This window comes from Hyphomicrobium sp. D-2 (assembly GCF_029872155.1).
In the GTDB taxonomy this organism is placed as follows: domain Bacteria; phylum Pseudomonadota; class Alphaproteobacteria; order Rhizobiales; family Hyphomicrobiaceae; genus Hyphomicrobium_A.
The window spans coordinates 229,649-247,468 of the sequence record NZ_JARXLA010000004.1; the positions used below are offsets into that span (position 1 = coordinate 229,649).

At 62.7% G+C, this 17,820-nt stretch carries 14 protein-coding genes and 1 other RNA gene; 13 read left to right on the forward strand and 2 right to left on the reverse strand.

Annotated features, from left to right (window positions below):
* Positions 1-198: 198 nt before the first annotated feature.
* Entirely contained in the window at positions 199-2,028 is a 1,830-nt protein-coding gene (locus tag QEZ49_RS09610; protein ID WP_280386365.1) for a phosphoenolpyruvate carboxykinase (GTP), read from the reverse strand.
* Between the two features lie 458 nt (positions 2,029-2,486).
* Between QEZ49_RS09610 and rnpB the strand changes: the two genes are divergently transcribed.
* Positions 2,487-2,933: RNase P RNA component class A (gene rnpB / locus QEZ49_RS09615), an RNA gene on the forward strand.
* A gap of 395 nt (positions 2,934-3,328) precedes the next feature.
* Positions 3,329-3,679 carry a hypothetical protein gene (locus QEZ49_RS09620; protein ID WP_157066874.1) on the forward strand — a complete coding sequence of 117 codons (351 nt, stop codon included), beginning with the start codon at positions 3,329-3,331 and terminating at the stop codon, positions 3,677-3,679.
* Positions 3,680-3,736: 57 nt separating this feature from the next.
* On the opposite strand, the gene QEZ49_RS09625 is transcribed toward QEZ49_RS09620, so the two are convergent.
* Positions 3,737-4,141, reverse strand: a complete 405-nt coding sequence (locus tag QEZ49_RS09625; RefSeq protein WP_068464776.1) for a diacylglycerol kinase — start codon at positions 4,139-4,141, stop codon at positions 3,737-3,739.
* A gap of 495 nt (positions 4,142-4,636) precedes the next feature.
* On the opposite strand from QEZ49_RS09625, the gene QEZ49_RS09630 reads away from it, so the two are divergent.
* The 11 genes from QEZ49_RS09630 (at position 4,637) to murC (ending at position 17,808) form a co-directional block, all read left to right on the forward strand.
* Entirely contained in the window at positions 4,637-5,146 is a 510-nt protein-coding gene (locus tag QEZ49_RS09630; protein WP_068464773.1) for a cell division protein MraZ, read from the forward strand.
* Positions 5,143-6,171, forward strand: coding sequence for a 16S rRNA (cytosine(1402)-N(4))-methyltransferase RsmH (rsmH, locus tag QEZ49_RS09635; protein WP_280386369.1), 1,029 nt, complete (start codon positions 5,143-5,145; stop codon positions 6,169-6,171). Before QEZ49_RS09630 ends, rsmH begins: the two co-directional genes overlap by 4 nt.
* Positions 6,172-6,299: 128 nt before the next feature.
* The gene (locus QEZ49_RS09640) at positions 6,300-6,617 is read left to right on the forward strand and encodes a septum formation initiator family protein (protein ID WP_157066873.1); all 318 of its coding nucleotides are present in this window, start codon (positions 6,300-6,302) and stop codon (positions 6,615-6,617) included.
* A gap of 2 nt (positions 6,618-6,619) precedes the next feature.
* A complete protein-coding gene (locus QEZ49_RS09645) occupies positions 6,620-8,416 on the forward strand; it encodes a penicillin-binding protein 2 (RefSeq protein ID WP_280386371.1) in 1,797 nt (598 codons plus the stop codon).
* Between the two features lie 56 nt (positions 8,417-8,472).
* Positions 8,473-9,924, forward strand: a complete 1,452-nt coding sequence (locus tag QEZ49_RS09650) for a UDP-N-acetylmuramoyl-L-alanyl-D-glutamate--2,6-diaminopimelate ligase (RefSeq protein WP_280386373.1) — start codon at positions 8,473-8,475, stop codon at positions 9,922-9,924.
* A 3-nt stretch (positions 9,925-9,927) separates the two neighbouring features.
* The gene (locus QEZ49_RS09655; protein WP_280386375.1) at positions 9,928-11,337 is read left to right on the forward strand and encodes a UDP-N-acetylmuramoylalanyl-D-glutamyl-2,6-diaminopimelate--D-alanyl-D-alanine ligase; all 1,410 of its coding nucleotides are present in this window, start codon (positions 9,928-9,930) and stop codon (positions 11,335-11,337) included.
* Positions 11,338-11,427: 90 nt separating this feature from the next.
* Positions 11,428-12,510, forward strand: a complete 1,083-nt coding sequence (gene mraY / locus QEZ49_RS09660) for a phospho-N-acetylmuramoyl-pentapeptide-transferase (RefSeq protein WP_280386378.1) — start codon at positions 11,428-11,430, stop codon at positions 12,508-12,510.
* A gap of 40 nt (positions 12,511-12,550) precedes the next feature.
* Positions 12,551-13,975, forward strand: a complete 1,425-nt coding sequence (gene murD, locus QEZ49_RS09665; RefSeq protein ID WP_280386380.1) for a UDP-N-acetylmuramoyl-L-alanine--D-glutamate ligase — start codon at positions 12,551-12,553, stop codon at positions 13,973-13,975.
* Positions 13,972-15,162 (forward strand): putative peptidoglycan glycosyltransferase FtsW, encoded by a 1,191-nt coding sequence (locus QEZ49_RS09670; RefSeq protein WP_280386382.1) that lies wholly within the window; start codon positions 13,972-13,974, stop codon positions 15,160-15,162. The genes murD and QEZ49_RS09670 overlap by 4 nt, the downstream gene beginning before the upstream one ends.
* Positions 15,159-16,265: an undecaprenyldiphospho-muramoylpentapeptide beta-N-acetylglucosaminyltransferase gene (murG, locus tag QEZ49_RS09675; RefSeq protein ID WP_280386384.1), complete on the forward strand. Its 1,107-nt coding sequence runs from the start codon at positions 15,159-15,161 to the stop codon at positions 16,263-16,265. Before QEZ49_RS09670 ends, murG begins: the two co-directional genes overlap by 4 nt.
* 109 nt (positions 16,266-16,374) lie before the next feature.
* Positions 16,375-17,808: a UDP-N-acetylmuramate--L-alanine ligase gene (gene murC, locus QEZ49_RS09680; protein WP_280386386.1), complete on the forward strand. Its 1,434-nt coding sequence runs from the start codon at positions 16,375-16,377 to the stop codon at positions 17,806-17,808.
* Positions 17,809-17,820: the final 12 nt, after the last annotated feature.

Consider the following 17,820-nt stretch of genomic DNA (forward strand, 5'->3'; position numbering starts at 1 on the left):
CTTTCAAAAGCGATAACGTGCAAAGGACCACTACGGTTCAAAGATTAACCGTATGCGAACGTCCGCCGATTTGTGCGCGATGCAACCCGATGTCAATTCGGTAGCGAGAGTGCGGGAGGGGCTCCCGGTATGGGCAAAGGCCGCGAGGGGGAGGCCTGCGCAGCCTGTTGGTGGTGCCCACATTTCTTCAAGCTGGCGTCAGCCCAGACGCTGCTCCAGGTTGGAGAGCTCGTCGTTGAGCTTTTGCGGCAGCCGGGCGCCGAATGTCGCGAAGTGCGCGCGGATAGATGACAGCTCAGACTTCCAGCCGTCGCGATCGACGCTTGTCAGAGCCTTCATATCGGCTGGATCGACAGCAAGGCCGTTCGTATCCATCGAGCCTTCCGCGGGCAGCCGGCCGATAGCCGTTTCGGTAGCGGCAGCGTTGCCATCGCAGCGCTCGAAGATCCATTTGAGCACGCGACTGTTGTCGGAGTAACCCGGCCACATGAACTTGCCCTTGGCATTCTTGCGGAACCAGTTGACGTAGAAGATCTTCGGCATCTTATCGCCGCCCTTCTCGCCCATCTTGAGCCAGTGCGCGAAGTAGTCGCCCATGTGGTAGCCGCAGAACGGAAGCATCGCCATCGGGTCGCGACGCAGTTCGCCAACCTGGCCGGCGGCAGCGGCGGTTTTTTCCGAAGCCATGATGGAGCCAAGGAACGTGCCGTGGGCCCAGTTCAATGCTTCCATGACCAGCGGCACCGTGGTGGCGCGGCGACCGCCGAACAGGATCGCGTCGATTGGCACGCCTTGCGGATCTTCCCATTCGCGGGCGATCACAGGGCATTGGTTGGCGGGTACGGTGAAGCGCGCATTGGCGTGTGCAGCAGGGCGGCCGCTGCCTGGGCGCCACGAGCGGCGCATCCAGTCCGTCAGATGCTCCGGCTGTTTTTTTGTCATGCCTTCCCACCACGCATCACCGTCATCGGTGAGGGCGACATTTGAGAAGATGACGTTGCTGTGCAGGGTACACATGGCGTTGAAGTTGGAATCGTTGCCGGTGCCCGGCGCGACGCCGAAGAACCCGGTTTCAGGATTGATCGCGTAAAGGCGTCCGTCTGCTCCGAACTTCATCCAGCAGATGTCGTCGCCGATCGTTTCTGCCTTCCAGCCGGCGATGGTCGGCACGAGCATGGCGAGATTGGTCTTGCCGCATGCGGACGGGAATGCCGCCGCAACGTACTTCACCCTGCCCTCAGGATTGGTGAGCTTGAGGATGAGCATGTGCTCGGCCATCCAGCCTTCATCGCGCGCCTTCACGGATGCGATGCGCAGCGCGTGACACTTTTTGCCCAGCAGTGCATTGCCGCCGTAACCGGAGCCGTAGGACCAGATCTCGCGCGTTTCGGGGAAGTGCGAGATGTACTTGGTGGCGTTGCAGGGCCAGGGAACGTCTGCGGTTGTGCCGGAGCTGAGCGGCGCGCCAACCGTATGCATGCCGCGTACGAAATCATCCGAGTTGCCGAGCGCGTCCCACACTTTTGAGCCGACGCGCGTCATGATGTGCATGTTGGCGACTGCATAGGCGCTGTCCGTCACCATGACACCGATGCCTGCGATGGGCGAACCAATGGGTCCCATGGAATAGGGCGCCACGTACATCGTGCGGCCTGCCATGGCGCCGTCGAACAGCTTCGAAAGCGTGGCTTTCATTTCAGACGGATCGCGCCAGTTGTTGGTCGGGCCTGCGTCGTCCGACGACTGTGAGCAGATGAATGTCTGATCTTCGACGCGTGCAACGTCAGCGGGGTCGGAGCGCACGAGAATGGAGTTTGGGCGCAGTTGCTCGTTGAGCCGGATTGCGGTTCCGCTGTCGACCATGGTCTTCACGAGCAGCTGATATTCCTCCGGCGACCCATCACACCAATAGACATTGTCCGGTTGGAAGCGCGCGTTGGCTTCTGCAACAAAAGCCAGAACCTTGGGGTTGGCGGTGGGCAATGCGCCGTGGGAAGCGGCGGCTCTGATCGGCGCTTGAACGTTCATGTGTGACGTTTCCTCGGATGGTCGTGTCAGCGCTTGGAATTTTCCGAACCTTCAGAGCGGGCCCGTTTGAACGCGCCTCAGGCAACGGGCGCCGTAGTGGACGTATAGGCTTCGCGACGCATGGCTGCTTTTAGCGACCTTGTGGCGCATTTCGATTATACCATTGGGTAGGTTGAGAGTTAATGCGTAGATGGTAGATGGTTGGTCAATTGCTGCATTCATGGCCGATATTTTCAGACGATTCCCGCCTGATGACTGCCCAAAAGGGTAGTCTAATATGTTTATTTTGCGCCCAATGGGGTTGGTTTGTTCGCTTGATGGCGTTCCGGCTCGCCATGTCAGTGCGCGCGCCGGCTGGGTTGCTGGGCTCTCGGCCTCTGACTGAGGTGGGGCGCGATGCTGGGGAGCGCGGGCGAGAGGCCTTGACGTCGGGGGTGTCTGGCCCCTTATTCGCCGTGTCAGCCGGCTGGACGGTCGCTGTTGGATTCGCGGGCGGCAACGCCGGCGGCTTCGATGGAGGAAAGTCCGGGCTCCATGGAGACACGGTGGCGGCTAACGGCCGCCGGGGGCGACCCCAGGGAAAGTGCCACAGAAAGCAAACCGCCCGGAGAGGCTTCGGCCCGTGCCGGGTAAGGGTGAAAGGGTGCGGTAAGAGCGCACCGCGCCGACGGTGACGTCGGTGGCAGGGTAAACCCCACCGGGAGCAAGACCAAATAGGGGTGGCCAGGCGCGCGGCAACGCGGCGCCAGATCCGTCTTCAGATCCGCTACCCGGGTTGGTTGCTAGAGGCGTTCAGCAATGGACGTCCCAGACGAATGGCCGTCGCGGAGGATTTGGCCAGCATTCGGCATGCCGATGTTGGGCTCGCCTCCAGACAGAACCCGGCTTACAGGCCGGCTGACAAAATTTCTCGTTCGCGGCTTCCTGTTTTTGCGCGCTTGTCCGTCTCATGGTGGTCGGCTGTCTGCGTGTCGGTCGCCGGCTTGGGTGCGTGCCGTAGCTGTGCAGGTGTCATAGGTGTCGGGCGCGGGCTATCCGCTGCCGTTTGTACGTCGACGATTATTGCGTTTGTCTGCGCGCTTCGCTGCGCCGAAAATTAGCGCTTCGGTAGTCATTCCTGCCGGCCGTTAGCGAATGCGATTGTCGGATTGGGCGTGTGGGCTTGCTGCTGTCGCGCTTTGGCACAGACTCGCAAAACGCATTAATTCGCGCCGATTTAATGCCTGATTTCGCTTTGAAATTTCAATTCAGCAGTAAGCAATCGGGCTTAGCTTCCATGCACGGGTTCATGGAGGTCCACATGCGTAAAGTTCTCTTGTCACTGCTCTGCGGAGCGGCTGCTGTCGCCACTTTCGGCGCCACCGCTGACGACGCTTCCGCGCGTTCCTATCGCTGGTATCGCGATTATGCGCCGATGTATCCGCAGGTTTATTACGGACCGCCGGCCATGTATGTGGTGCCGCCTGCCTATCCGTACTATCCGCGCAAGGTCTACTCGGCTTGCTGCGGCGGCTACGTTGTTGGTCCGGCCTACACGTATTATCCCGCGCCGGTTGTTGTTCCGGTGCAGCGCTATGTGCAGCCTTACTACGTAGCGCCGGCACGCGGTGCCTACTACGGCGGCCGTCGCGCGGCGCGTTGCTGCCGCTAACGGGTGTTGAGCTGCGCGGCGCATTTGCAGCATGCGCCGCGGCTCTGTTCCCGTTGCTTACTTCTGCCCGTTATCGACGAGCCAGGCCGGGTTGAACCATCGATCCGCTGGCCCGTCGTACGGCAGGCGGGTGATGTCCCAGTGGCGAATGTATTTCGCGTAGACATCCCATACCGGCGGGCCGCCGCCGATGTACACGACGCGACCGGCAAACTTCGCCAGCGTCTCCAGCGGATCCATATGTGAGCGCAGCTCGAAGATCGTCATGAACTGACGTTCGTAAGCTGGAACCGCGCGGCATGTCGTTGGTCCCGCCATCAGCACGTGCCCGCGCGTGTTGCGGAAGAAGTTGGCGACGTCTTCGCGGAACTCCGGATCTGGATTGCCTTCCCACGGCAAATGTCCGTTGAGACCGATCTGTCCGGAAAGGCCGATGGCGCACATCGATCGCACGTCAGGCATCTGCATTGTCTTCACTCGCTCGCTTTCGCTTCTTCGCCGTCTTCACAACAGCATCGGCCATAGATCGGTTTGACCGAAGTTGAAACCCGCATTCGTGGCGGCTGGCGCGCGGGGGCGCCGAATGGGCGCGCGCATTGGCGTGCGCAGGATGGATGTGTGGCGCCAACGTAACAATTGCGCCCGAGTTGAGGCGCTGCCTCCACACTTGCTGTGGATACCCGCTTGTGACGGGTCAAATTCCCTGTAGATCCATTGACGCCCATATAATCCCATGCGATCCCATTGATGCCCGAACCGCACCGGGCAGGGTTTCGTGGCAGGGCGCCGGTCTTCGAATGAGGGCTCGCAGACAGCGAGCGACCGCCACGGCCCTCCGGTTCGCGCAAGCGAGCGGATGGCAACGGTGCGCCAAACGGGTTGAGCAAGGCGAAGAGGAAGTCCGTCCTTCGGCGTTGAGTTTTGTGTTCGAGAGTTATGCGAGGCCGAAAACAGGGGATGGACCGCTTTGTCTCGACGTTCACCAACAAGATTGACGCCAAGGGCAGGGTTTCCGTGCCAGCCTCATTCCGCGCTGTGCTTGAGCGCGACGCCTATGCTTCCGGAGGCGCAGCCGGCATCTATTGCTACCCCGCGCTCGAAGCTCCTGCCCTTGATGCAGGCGGCGAGAGACTTGCGCAAAAAATCGACGGGCTTCTCGCAGGCCTGCCGGACTATTCGGACGAGCGGGACGAGCTCTCTGTCGCGCTCTACGGCGACGTCCAGATTCTCTCGATCGATGGCGACGGCCGCATCAATCTTCCTGAAGCGTTGCGCGCCCACGCCGGTCTCACTTCCCAGGTCACTTTTGTCGGGCTGGGCGACAAGTTTCAAATGTGGAACCCGGAGCAGTTCGCAGAGCGCCGCGAACGTGCCCGCCAGAAGGTTCATCAGACACGCAAGCTCTTTGGCGCGGGGAGCCGCTCATCCTCAGGCGAGGATGACGGTAGCGAAGGAGCACGGGGATGACGGCAGGACGCGGACCGGGAGACCGATCAACTAATCCCGATCGCGCGCGCCACATCCCCGTGCTGCTCGCTGAGGTGCTTGATGGCCTTCAGCCGCAGGATGGGGGTGTTTATGTCGACGGCACGTTTGGCGCTGGCGGTTACACGCGCGCCATTCTGGAGGCGGCCAATTGCAATGTGCTGGCGCTGGATCGCGATCCTTCTGCCATTCTCGGTGGGCAGCCGCTGGTGCGCGAGTTCGGCGATCGGCTGACGCTGGTTGAGTCGCGCTTTTCAGAGCTTGAAGATGTTGCGCGCGAGCAGGGCGTGGCGCCGGTGGATGGCGTCGTGCTCGATATCGGCGTTTCGTCGATGCAACTCGATCAGGCGGAGCGTGGGTTCTCGTTCCAGTCCGACGGTCCGCTCGATATGCGCATGGCGTCATCGGGGTTGTCGGCAGCGGATGTCGTCAATGACGCCGAGGAAGAAGATCTTGCGAACATCATTTTCCGGCTGGGCGAGGAGCGCCGTTCGCGCGCGATAGCCCGGGCGATTGTTCGCGTGCGGGCTGAGGCGCCGATCGAGACCACCCGTGTGCTGGCGGAGACGGTTTCCAAGGCAGTGGGCGGGCGTCGCGGTGACGATCAGCACCCGGCCAGCAAGACTTTTCAGGCGCTGCGCATTTATGTGAACGATGAGCTGGGCGAGCTGGCGCGTGCGATGGCCGCGGCCGAGCGCTGCCTGAAGCCCGGCGGCAGGCTGGTAGTGGTGACATTCCATTCGCTGGAAGACCGCATTGTGAAGCGCTTTATGCAGGAGCGCGCCGGCAAGGAAGAGGGGGTTTCGCGCCACCTGCCAGAGAGAAAGATAAAATTGCAGCTACCCAGTTTTGAGATTGTTAACCGGCGTCCATTAACTGCTTCGAAAGCAGAACTTGAGGTAAACCCGCGCGCCAGATCGGCACGCCTGAGGGCAGCAACCCGGACCGATCAGCCGGCCTGGCCTTTGGATGAGAAACGGCTCGCGGTGCCCTCGACAGATGAGTAGCTGGCTGCGAAGGCCTGGAGCGTGATCGCTTCTCTTCAGAAACGCGATGCGCTCTAGCCATTTGCTGAGGCCGATGATCGACGCTTCGGACTGGTGGTCTGAAGCGATCATGGTCTTGAGGGGGTGTGATGCGGATCATCATTCTGGGTGCATTATTGGCGACCATTGCCAGCGCTTTCGTCCTCTATTCCAGCAACTACGACACCCGGCTTCTGGAAGAGCAGGTGGCGAAGCAGGAGCGCGCAATTGAGCGCGCACGCAGTGACATCGCCGTGCTGAAGGCGGAACGCGCGCACCTTGGCCGTCCGGCGCGCATTGAGCCGCTGGCGCGCGCGCTGGGGCTTGGCCCTGCTTCGGAGCGTCAGCTTGCGCCATCGGTGGCGGCTGCGCTCGACCGTGCTTCCGGTTCCGACACCGGCTCTGTTCCGCAGAATCGGGGGCGCTGAATTTGCAAACGCCGCAAACCAACGATGAAGCCGCCGCTGCAGTTGCGTTCGACACGGCAATGATGGGAAGGCGCGCGAGCGGTCCGCTGCGGACGCTGATTGCTACGCTTGCGATGGGGCTGGCCTTCGTTGCAGTTGGCGCGCAACTCGTGCGGCTGGCCATTCGCGGCCAAGGCGGCATGTCGGTATCGATCAACGAGACTGTGGCGCAGAGCTTTGCCCGTCCTGATATTGTGGATCGCAACGGGCGGTTGCTCGCCACCGACGTTGAGGCCTATTCGCTGTTTGCCGATCCGCAGCGCGTTATCGATCGCGACGAGGTGATTGAGAAGCTGAGCGCGGTGTTCACCGACATCGATCGCACCACGCTGCGCCGCGACCTCTCCGATCGCAATCGCCGCTTTGTGTGGCTGCGGCGCGGACTGTCGCCGCGCGTTGCCCAGCAGGTGCATAACCTCGGGCTGCCGGGGCTGGATTTCCGCCGCGAGCTGCGCCGCGCCTATCCGGCTGGCAACATCGCGGGACACACGATTGGCTACGTCAACATCGACAACAAGGGCGTTGCCGGTATCGAGCGCTACGTCGATGAAGTTGTCGGTGTTGATGCCGTTCATACCGCGACGATTGCCGATCGTCCGCCCGTGCGGCTCTCAATCGATGTCGGTGTGCAGCACGCGGTCGAGGCGGAACTTGCCGACGCGATAGAGCGCTACAAGGCCAAGGGTGCGGCCGCGCTGGTGATGGATGTAAACACCGGCGAGCTTCTGGCTTCGGCATCGCTGCCGACGGTTGATCCGGCGCGACCGGGCACGAGTCTCGACACCGCCTTCGCCGACAAGATTTCCTCCGGCACCTTCGAACTCGGATCGGTCTTCAAGACGCTGACGGTGGCGATGGCGCTCGACCAGCAACTGGTGACGCCGGATACCGTGATCGATGTCGGGCGCGAAATGAAGACCGGGCGCTTCACAATCAAGGACGTGCACTCGACCGGGCGACCGCTGAGCGTTGCGGAAATTTTCCTGCGCTCCTCCAACGTCGGTTCAGCGAAGTTGGCGTTGCAGGCCGGACCGAAGCGGCAGCAGGAATTTTTGCAGCATATGTCGCTGCTGGAAGGCATAAAGACTGAGGCGGGGCCGGTGCCACCGCCGCAGGTGCCGAAGCGCTGGGGCGAAGTTGAAACCGTAACGGTTTCCTATGGCCATGGCATTGCGATGGCGCCGCTGCAGTTTGCAGGCGCGGTGGCCACACTCATCAATGGCGGCCGCAAGGTGGTGCCGACACTGGTGAAGCGGAACCCCGGCGCGGACGATGCGCAGACGGCTCCGCAGCAGCAGTTGATCTCGCCCGCCACCAGCGCGGCGATGCGCACCCTGATGCGCGGTAACGTCAGCGGTCCGGTGGGCACCGGCAAGCGCGCCAACGTGCCCGGATATGATGTCGGCGGCAAAACCGGAACGGCCGAATTGCCGGGGCCGGGCGGCTATCGCGAAAAGGCCGTGATTTCCTCGTTCATCGGTGCATTCCCGATGGAAGCACCGCAGTATGTGGTTTTCGTGCTGCTGTTTGAGCCTAAGGGTACCGCTGAAACGGGGGGCGAAATTCTTGCCTCGCGCAATGCTGCGCCCACCATGGCACGGGTTGTGTCGCGTATCGGGCCGCTGCTTGGGATCCTGCCCAAGCAATCGGCCTCGGCTGACCATGTTCCGGGCTCATCCGGCCAAGGCAACGGGTCTCTGGCGCTACGGTCGCGGCTGGCGTTTGACGCTGCGACGGTGGCAAAATATGAAACTCGGTGACGCCCTGGTGCGGGGCGTTTATTCGAGGCGTTGCGTTCCACAGCACCTGGAGAACCATGCTTCTCTCCTCTCTCATAGGGGCTGACGCCAGCGCTCCGGCCGGCTCCGGAAACGTGGAAGTCAGCGGCATCACATCCGACAGCCGTCAGGTGCAGCCCGGGTTCGTGTTCGTAGCCGTGCCCGGTGCCAAGGCCGATGGTGCGCGCTTCATCGCCAATGCGGTTGCGAGCGGCGCGGCCGCAGTCGTGGTGTCACCCGACACTGAAGTGTCGGGCGCGGGCGAGGTTCCGGTGGTGCGCGCGATAGAACCGCGCCGCTTGCTGGCGCTGATGGCGGCGCGGCTTTACGGATTACAGCAACCGGCGACAACGGTTGCGGTGACGGGCACCAGCGGCAAGACATCGGTCGCTGATTTCACCCGCCAGATTTATGCCGCGCTCGGCCATTCCAGTGCATCGCTCGGCACCATCGGTGTCATCAAGGGCGACGAGGCGGTCTATGGCTCGCTGACGACGCCCGATCCGGTCTCGCTGCACCGTACGCTGGCGCAACTGGCGGCCGATGGCGTTACGCATCTGGCGTTCGAGGCTTCGTCGCATGGGCTCGATCAGCATCGGCTTGATGGCGCGATTTTGAAGGCGGCGGGGTTCACGAACCTTGGCCGCGACCATCTGGATTATCATCCGACCGTTGAGGAATATCTGGCGGCCAAGCTGCGCCTGTTCAGCGATCTGCTGCCTGAGGATGGCGTTGCGGTTATCAACGTCGATGCCGAAGGCGGCGCGCGCGCGGTCGAGGTCGCAGAGGCTGCCGGTCGGCGCGTGTTCACTGTTGGGCGTGCGGGCACCGGTTTGAAGCTGGAACGTCTGGTGCGTGAAGGTTTTGCGCAGCGCATGTCGGTGGCGCATGAGGGCCGCGTGTTCGACGTTCGTCTGCCGCTGCTGGGCGAATATCAGGCGGCAAATGCGCTGGTCGCGGCCGGGTTGGCGATTGCTACCGGTGAGGTTGCCGGCCGCGTGCTGCCCGCGCTTCAGGGGCTGAAGGGCGTCAAAGGACGGCTGGAGATCATCGGCGAAAAGAACGGCGGCCTCGCTGCCGTCGACTATGCGCATAAGCCTGAGGCGCTGGCGGCAGTGTTGGATGCGCTGCGTCCGTTCGCGACCGGCCGGCTCATCTGCGTCATGGGCTGCGGCGGTGATCGCGATCGTGGCAAGCGGCCAATCATGGGCGCGATCGCGGTGGAGAAGGCCGACGTCGTCATCGTGACCGACGATAACCCCCGCACGGAAGATCCACAGGCGATCCGCACTGAAATTCTGGCGGCGGCACCGGGCGCGCAGGAGATTGGCGATCGCGCGGCGGCCATCGCTGCCGCAGTCGCCATGCTGGGCGCTGGGGATGTTGTGGTGGTTGCGGGTAAAGGCCACGAGACAGGCCAGATTGTTGGCGATACGGTGCTGCCGTTTTCCGACCACGACGAAATCCGCAAAGCGCTGGAGCGCGACTAGACGATGACCCGAGCTCTGTGGACCTGGGACAGCCTTGTGCCGGCCGCGATTGGCATGGCTGAGGGTGTGCCGAGCCAATCCATCACCGGATTTTCGATCGATACGCGCTCGCTGCAACCCGGTGAGGTTTTCGTTGCTCTGCGCGATGTGCGTGACGGCCATGATTTCGTGCTGGAAGCGTTTCGCAGGGGCGCGTCGGCGGCGCTGGTCGAGATGGCCTATCGCAAGGCCGATGGCGACGGGGCGCTGATCCGGGTCGATGATGTTTTGCAGGGGTTGCGCAGCATCGCGGCGGCCGCGCGCCGCCGTACCGATGCGCGCATCGTGGCTGTCACCGGCAGTGTCGGCAAAACCGGTACCAAAGAGGCGCTGCGCCGCTGTCTGTCGCAGATAGCGCCGACGCATGCGGCGGAAAAATCATTCAACAATCATTGGGGTGTGCCGCTGACGCTGGCGCGCATGCCCGCTGATGTGCGCTATGGCGTGTTTGAAATCGGCATGAACCACGCCGGCGAGATCACGCCGCTGACGGCGCTTGTGCGGCCCCATGTTGCCATCGTCACCACGGTGGAGCCGGTGCATCTGGAGTTCTTCGGCACCACGGACCGCATCGCCGAGGCGAAGGCGGAAATTTTCTCAGGGCTGGAGCCCGGTGGTGTGGCGGTGCTGCCGCGCGATAATCCTCATTTTGAGTTGTTGGCCGCCCGCGCGGCGTTGCATGGCGCGCGGGTGGTTTCGTTTGGCCGTCATGAAAACGCCGACGTGCGACCGGAAGTGTGGGTGCTTGATGCTGAGGGCAGCGATCTCACCGTCCGTCTCGGCGATCGGCTGATTTCGTATCGCATCGGTGCTCCCGGAGCACATCAGGCGCAGAATTCACTGGCGGTGGTTGCCGCGCTGGATGCGCTGGGTGTTGATATCGAGGCTGCCATATCGGCGCTGGCTGAGGTGCGCGCTGCCAAGGGGCGGGGCGAGCGCAGTCGGATCGATCTGGTGGACGGCCCGCTTTTGCTCATAGATGAAAGTTACAATGCCAATCCCGCTTCCATGCGGTCGGCGTTGGAGGCGATGGCGACGGTGCCCCGTGCGCAGTATCAACGCCGGATTGCGGTGCTGGGCGACATGCTCGAACTGGGCGAGGCATCCGGCGACCTTCATGCCGGGTTGAGCGATCCAGTGGAAGCCGCCGAGGTGGATCTGGTGTTCGCCTGCGGGCCAAATATGCAGCGGCTCTATGAGGCGCTACCGCCATCGCGGCGCGGTGCCTGGGCACCGGCATCCGATGGCATAAGGGAAGCGGTGCTGGGCAACGTACGCGGCGGCGATGTGGTGGTGGTCAAGGGCTCGCTGGGCTCGCGCATGGCGCCGCTGGTCGATGCGCTGGTTGCCAAGGGACACGAAGCGCGCGCCTGATGAATTTACCGGAGCGACTTGACGGGGCTCCGGTTATGGCACGAGAGGGAGAACGGCCGATGCCGTTGGAAGTGTTGGGCGGAGACTTGAATGCTGTATGAACTTGTAGCCTTCAGCGACCAGATCGGCGTGCTGAACGTCTTTCGCTACATCACGTTCCGCACCGGCGGCGCCATCTTCACCGCATTGTTGTTCGTCATGCTGTTTGGGCCTGGCATCATCGATCTGTTGCGGGTGAAGCAGGGCAAGGGTCAGCCGATCCGCGACGACGGGCCAAAGTCGCATCTGTCGAAGGTCGGCACGCCGACCATGGGCGGCCTCATGATTTTGGCGGGCATCACCGTTTCGGTGCTGCTGTGGGCCAACCTCAGAAATCCATACATCTGGATCGTGCTGGGCGTCATGCTCGGCTACGGCGCCATCGGTTTCTACGACGATTATCTGAAGGTCACGCGCCGCACATCGTCGGGCTTTTCGAGCCGCATGCGATTGGGGCTGGAACTGCTGATCGCGGCCATCGCCACCGGCGCGGTAATGTATCTGGGTCCGCCGGAAATCAGTCAGGTTCTGACGCTGCCGTTCTTCAAGAACATGGTGCTGGATCTGGGGCTGTTCTTCCTGGTTGTCGGCGTGTTCGTCATCGCGGGTGCGGGCAATGCCGTGAACCTGACCGATGGCCTCGATGGTCTTGCCATCGTTCCGGTGATGATCGCGGCGGCTACCTTCGGTCTGATTGCATATTTGATCGGCAACGCGAAGTTCGCCCAGTATCTGCAGATCCATTACGTGGCGGGCACGGGCGAGCTGGCTGTCATCTGCGGCGCGCTGATCGGCGCGGGCCTCGGCTTCCTGTGGTTCAACGCGCCACCGGCCATGATCTTCATGGGCGACACTGGCTCGCTGGCATTGGGCGGCACGCTGGGCGCCATCGCGGTGGCGACGAAGCACGAGATCGTGCTCGGCATCGTCGGCGGCCTGTTCGTGCTTGAGACGCTTTCGGTCATCATTCAGGTGGCGTCATTCAAGATGACGGGGAAACGCGTGTTCCGAATGGCGCCGCTACATCACCATTATGAGCAGCAAGGCTGGCGAGAATCGACGGTCGTCGTGCGCTTCTGGATCATCTCGGTGATCCTGGCGCTGGTCGGCCTCGCAACCCTCAAGCTTCGCTAACATCAACGCCTTCGGGCCTCAGTTGCGTTAGATTCTGCGCATGATTCGCATCACCAGCTTTGCAGGCAAGCGGGTGGCGGTGTTCGGCCTTGGGGCTTCGGGCATTGCCACCGCGAAGGCGCTCGTCGCGGGCGGCGCCAATGTTGTCTGCTGTGACGACAACGCTTCGGGGCTTCAGGCGGCAGCGGATGCCGGATTGGCAACCGCCGATCTGAAGGAGGCGAACTGGGCCGTTTATGCGGCGCTGATCCTTGCCCCCGGTGTGCCACTCACCCATCCCGAACCGCACTGGACCGTGCGGGCGGCGCGGCTTGCCGGCGTCGAGGTGATCGGCGACCTGGAGCTGTTCGTGCGCGAGCGGCGTCTGCAGGATTTCGATGTGCCGCTGATTGCCATCACAGGCACCAACGGCAAATCGACCACGACGGCGCTGGTCGGCCATCTGCTGCGTGAAGCGGGCCGGGATGTGCAGGTGGGCGGCAACATCGGCACCGCCATGCTGGCGCTGGAGCCGTTCGTGCCCGGCCGCCATTATGTGATCGAGTGCTCGTCGTATCAGATCGATCTCGCGCCTAGCCTCGATGCAAGCGTCGGTGTGTTGCTGAACGTGACGCCCGACCATCTCGATCGCCACGGCACAATCGAAAATTATGCGGCGGTGAAGGCGCAGCTGGTGCTGCAGGCAAAACACGCTGTCATTGGCGTTGACGACAACTATTGCCGCGCAATCGCCGCGAAGCTGATCGATGCCAAGGGTGCGGATGCCGTGCTGCGCATCTCATCGCGTCCCGAGGCAATGTGCGATGTCGGCGTCGAGGATGGCGATATCGTTCTGCGCCGCGACGGTTGGGAATCCACCATTGCCGGACTGGCGGGCATCGGCTCGCTGCGTGGCGCGCACAATGCGGAGAACGCCTGCGCTGCTGCGGCGGCGCTGCTGTCGTTGCCGCAACCGATGAAGCCGACCGAGATTGATGCCGGACTGAAGACGTTTCCTGGACTTGCGCACCGCATGGAGCAACTCGGCCGGGTGGGGCAAACGCTGTTCGTCAACGACTCGAAGGCGACCAATGCGGATTCCACCGAGAAGGCGCTGCTCTCGTTCAAGGGCAACATCTTCTGGATACTCGGCGGCAAGCCCAAAGCTGGCGGTATTGCCGAGCTCGTTCCCTATTTCGATCGTGTCGCCAAGGCGTATCTGATCGGCGAGGCGACCGAGGATTTCGCGGCGACGCTTGAAGGCAAGGTGAAGTTTGACCGTTGCGGAACGCTGGAAGCTGCAACGAAAGCTGCCGCGCGCGATGCCGCCGCATCGCTCAACGGTGCGTCTGCCGAGCCGGTCGTGCTGCTGTCGCCGGCGTGTGCCTCGTTTGATCAGTTCCGCAACTTCGAAGTGCGTGGCGATGCCTTCCGCGCGCAGGTCGCCGCGCTTCCCGGCTTCAGTGCTTTCCGGAGCGGGGCATGAGGCTGTCGCGCGCCGACAGGAGCCGCGTCGCCGACTGGTGGTTTACGGTCGATCACGTGCTTGTCGGTGCCATCCTGGCGCTTGTTGCTGCCGGACTGGTGCTGTCATTGGCGGCCAGCCCCGCCGTGGCACTGCGCAAGGATCTGCCGACGTATCATTTCGTCGAGCGGCATCTGATCTTTTCCGCCATCGGTGTCGTGGTGATGCTGGCGGTGTCATTGCTGAGCCCGCGCGGTGTGCGTCGGCTGGCGCTGCTGCTGTTCGGCGCTGCGCTTGCCGGATTGCTGGTGGTGTTCTTTACCGGCGCTGAAATGCAGGGCGCGCGGCGCTGGCTTTCAATCGCGGGGCATTCGCTGCAGCCGTCTGAATTTGCCAAGCCGGGATTTGTGGTGCTGTCGGCATGGCTGTTCGCCGAGAGCGGCAAGCGCGCCGATATGCCCGCGGTTCCGCTGGCGATCATCCTGCTGCTGTGCTTCACGGGCCTGTTGTTGTCGCAGCCGGACGTCGGTCAGACGCTGCTTGTCATTGCTGTCTGGACGTCGCTGTATTTTCTTTCAGGGCAGCCGCTGCTGGGCGCTGGCATCATCGCGGGCTGCGGCGTGCTGAGCTTCGCGTTCGCCTATTCCACGTTCGACCACGTGCGCTATCGCATCGACAAGTTTTTGTTTGCGACGCCGGGTGATTTTTCGCAGCTTGACCGTGCCATGCGCTCGTTTTCCGAGGGCGGATTCCTGGGGCGCGGACCGGGCGAAGGCGTCATCAAAACGGTACTGCCCGACGCGCATACCGATTTCATCTTCGCTGTCGTGGCGGAGGAATATGGCATCATCGCCTGCATGGTTCTGTTGGGGCTGTTCGCGTTCATCGTCATGCGTGCGCTTGTCACCGCCGCGCAGGAGAGCGATGCCGGAATACGTCTTGCCATTCAGGGGCTGGCGATCCTGTTCGGTACGCAGGCGCTCATCAACATGGGGGTGAACGTGGGCCTACTGCCGGCGAAGGGCATCACGCTACCGTTCATTTCATCGGGCGGCTCGTCGATGATTGCGGTTTCGTTGACGCTTGGCATGCTATTGGCGTTGACGCGGCATCGCCCGCACGCGACCCGGCTGAGAAAGCCCCCGCTGCTGAACGACATGGCTCCCATGGATCAACGTTTGCAGACATCAGGATCGGCGCAGAAGTGAACAATACGCAGCACACTGTACTGTTGGCAGCAGGCGGGACCGGCGGGCATCTGTTCCCCGCGCAGGCGCTGGCTGAGGAATTGGCCCGGCGTGGCATCGAGGTTGATCTGGCAACGGATATGCGCGGCGACCGTTATGGCACCGGCTTTCCCGCGCGCACGGTTTATCGTCTGCCATCGGCAACGCTGGGCAGCCGCTCGCCGATGGCGGTGGCGCGCACCGGATGGCTGCTGACGCAAGGCCTGTTCAACGCGTATCAGCTGCTGGGCCGCGTGCGCCCGAAGGTGGTGGTGGGCTTCGGCGGCTATCCGACGTTCGCGCCGATCAAGGCTGCGCAACTGCGTGGCATCCCGACGTTGCTGCACGAGCAGAATGCTGTGCTGGGGCGCGCCAACCGCATGCTGGCCAAAGGCGCTTCGGGAATTGCGACGTCATTTGCGCAGACCAAGTTTCTGCTGCCCGAGTGGCAGCCAAAGGTAAGGCTGATCGGCAACCCGGTGCGCAGCTCAGTGATGGCTGCGGCGCAGCTTGGCTATCAGGCGCCTGAGGCTGACGGTCCGTTGAAGCTGCTCGTGTTTGGCGGCAGCCAAGGCGCGCGATTCTTTTCGGAGGCGGTGCCCCCGGCGTTGGCGCTGCTGCCGGAAAGTTTGCGGCGGCGTCTTGAGGTGGTGCAGCAGGCACGAGCCGAGGATGCAGATGCGGTGAAGGCTGCTTATGCCGAAAGTGGCATAAGGGCGGAGGTATCACATTTCTTTGCTGATCTTCCTGAGCGGATGGCGGCAGCGCATCTGGTCATCGGCCGCTCCGGCGCCTCTACCGTTGCTGAACTGACGGTCATCGGACGCCCGTCAATTCTGGTTCCGCTGCCGCACGCGATCGATAACGATCAGCTCCAGAATGCTGGCAGGCTTGCCGAATCCGGGGCTGCCTGGTGTATCGAGCAGAAGGATTTGTCGTCGCAGCGGCTTGCGCATGACATCGCAAGGCTGTTGGGTGATCCTGGTCTCCTGACCTTGGCGGCAGACGCCTCCAAACAACTTGGGTTGCCGGATGCTGCTGCGCGTCTGGCCGATATGGCCGAAGAGCTGATACGTTTGAAGTGATTCGGACAGGTTGGTTGTGTTGCGGCTGTGGGGGCTAAAGCAGTCGTCGCCATCGGCGAGCCATGATGCTGCTGCCAGTGGCTGACGTATAAGAACGAGGGATTACCGCATGCAGATGCCCCGCGAGATCGGGACCTTCCACATCATCGGAATCGGCGGGATCGGCATGAGCGCCATCGCCGAGATTCTTCTCGCGAAAGGCTATGCGGTCCAGGGCAGCGACCAGAAAGACTCGCCCAACGTGCGCCGGTTGCGCGCCAAGGGCATGCGGGTTTTTATCGGCCATGATGCCGTGAACCTGGTGGGCGCGCGCTGCATCGTCATCTCGACGGCGGTGAAGGCCGGCAATCCCGAGCTTGAGGCAGCCCGCGCAAAGGGCATTCCCGTCATCCGCCGCGCCGAGATGCTGGCCGAGCTGATGCGGCTCTATTCCACCGTTTCGATCACCGGTACGCACGGCAAGACGACGACGACCTCGCTGACGTCGCACATCTTTGCCGCCTCCGGAACCGATCCCACGGTTATCTCCGGCGGCATCATCCAGGACTGGGGCACCAACGCGCGCCTCGGCAAGGGCGACTGGATGATTGTCGAGGCCGATGAATCCGACGGCACGTTCGTGCGTCTGCCAACGCAGATCGGCGTTGTGACCAACATCGATCCGGAGCATCTCGACTACTTCAAGTCGGTCGAGAACATGCACCGCGAATATGAGAACTTCCTGCGCAACATTCCGTTCTATGGTCTCGCGGTCGTCTGCGTGGATCATCCTGTTTCGCGCGAGATGGTCGAGCGGCTGGAACTGCGCCGCGACGGCCGCCCGCTGCTGACATACGGCACCATGCCGGGGGCGGATCTGCGTCTCGTTGGGCTGGTGCATGAAGCCGGTGGCATCGTCATCGACGCCGACCTGAGCTCGCGCGTTGCCGGTGGTGAGCGCCAGCTGCGCGGCTGGAAAATTTCCGTCTCCGGCCAGCACAACGCACTGAACGCGCTGGCAGCCATTGCGGTGGCGAGCGAAGCCGGCATCAACGACGGCGCCATTCGCCGGGCGCTTGGAACCTTCGCGGGCGTGAAGCGTCGCTTCGAGCTGACCGGCGAGTGGAATGGTGCGGCCATCTATGACGACTATGCGCATCACCCGGCCGAGATCAGTGCAGTGCTGGCGGCGGCGCGTGGCAGCGCACGTGGTCGCATTATCGCGGTGTTCGAGCCGCACCGCTATTCGCGCGTGAATGATCTGTTCGGTGAATTCTGCACCTGCTTTGGCGATGCCGACACGGTGATCGTAGCGCCGATGTATTCGGCTGGTGAGCAGCCGCTGCCGGGCATCGATCAGCGTTATATCGCCGAGGGCATCCGTGCTGCGGGTCATCTGTCAGCGATCCACCTCGACAGCATCCAGGATCTGACGCCGATGTTGCGTCATCATATTCGCCCCGGTGACACGGTGATCTGCCTTGGCGCAGGCACCTCCACCGAATGGGCACATGCACTTCCCGGTTGGCTTGCGGCCGATGAGCCGCGGCGCGTCAACGCGTAAACTGCCTGTTCC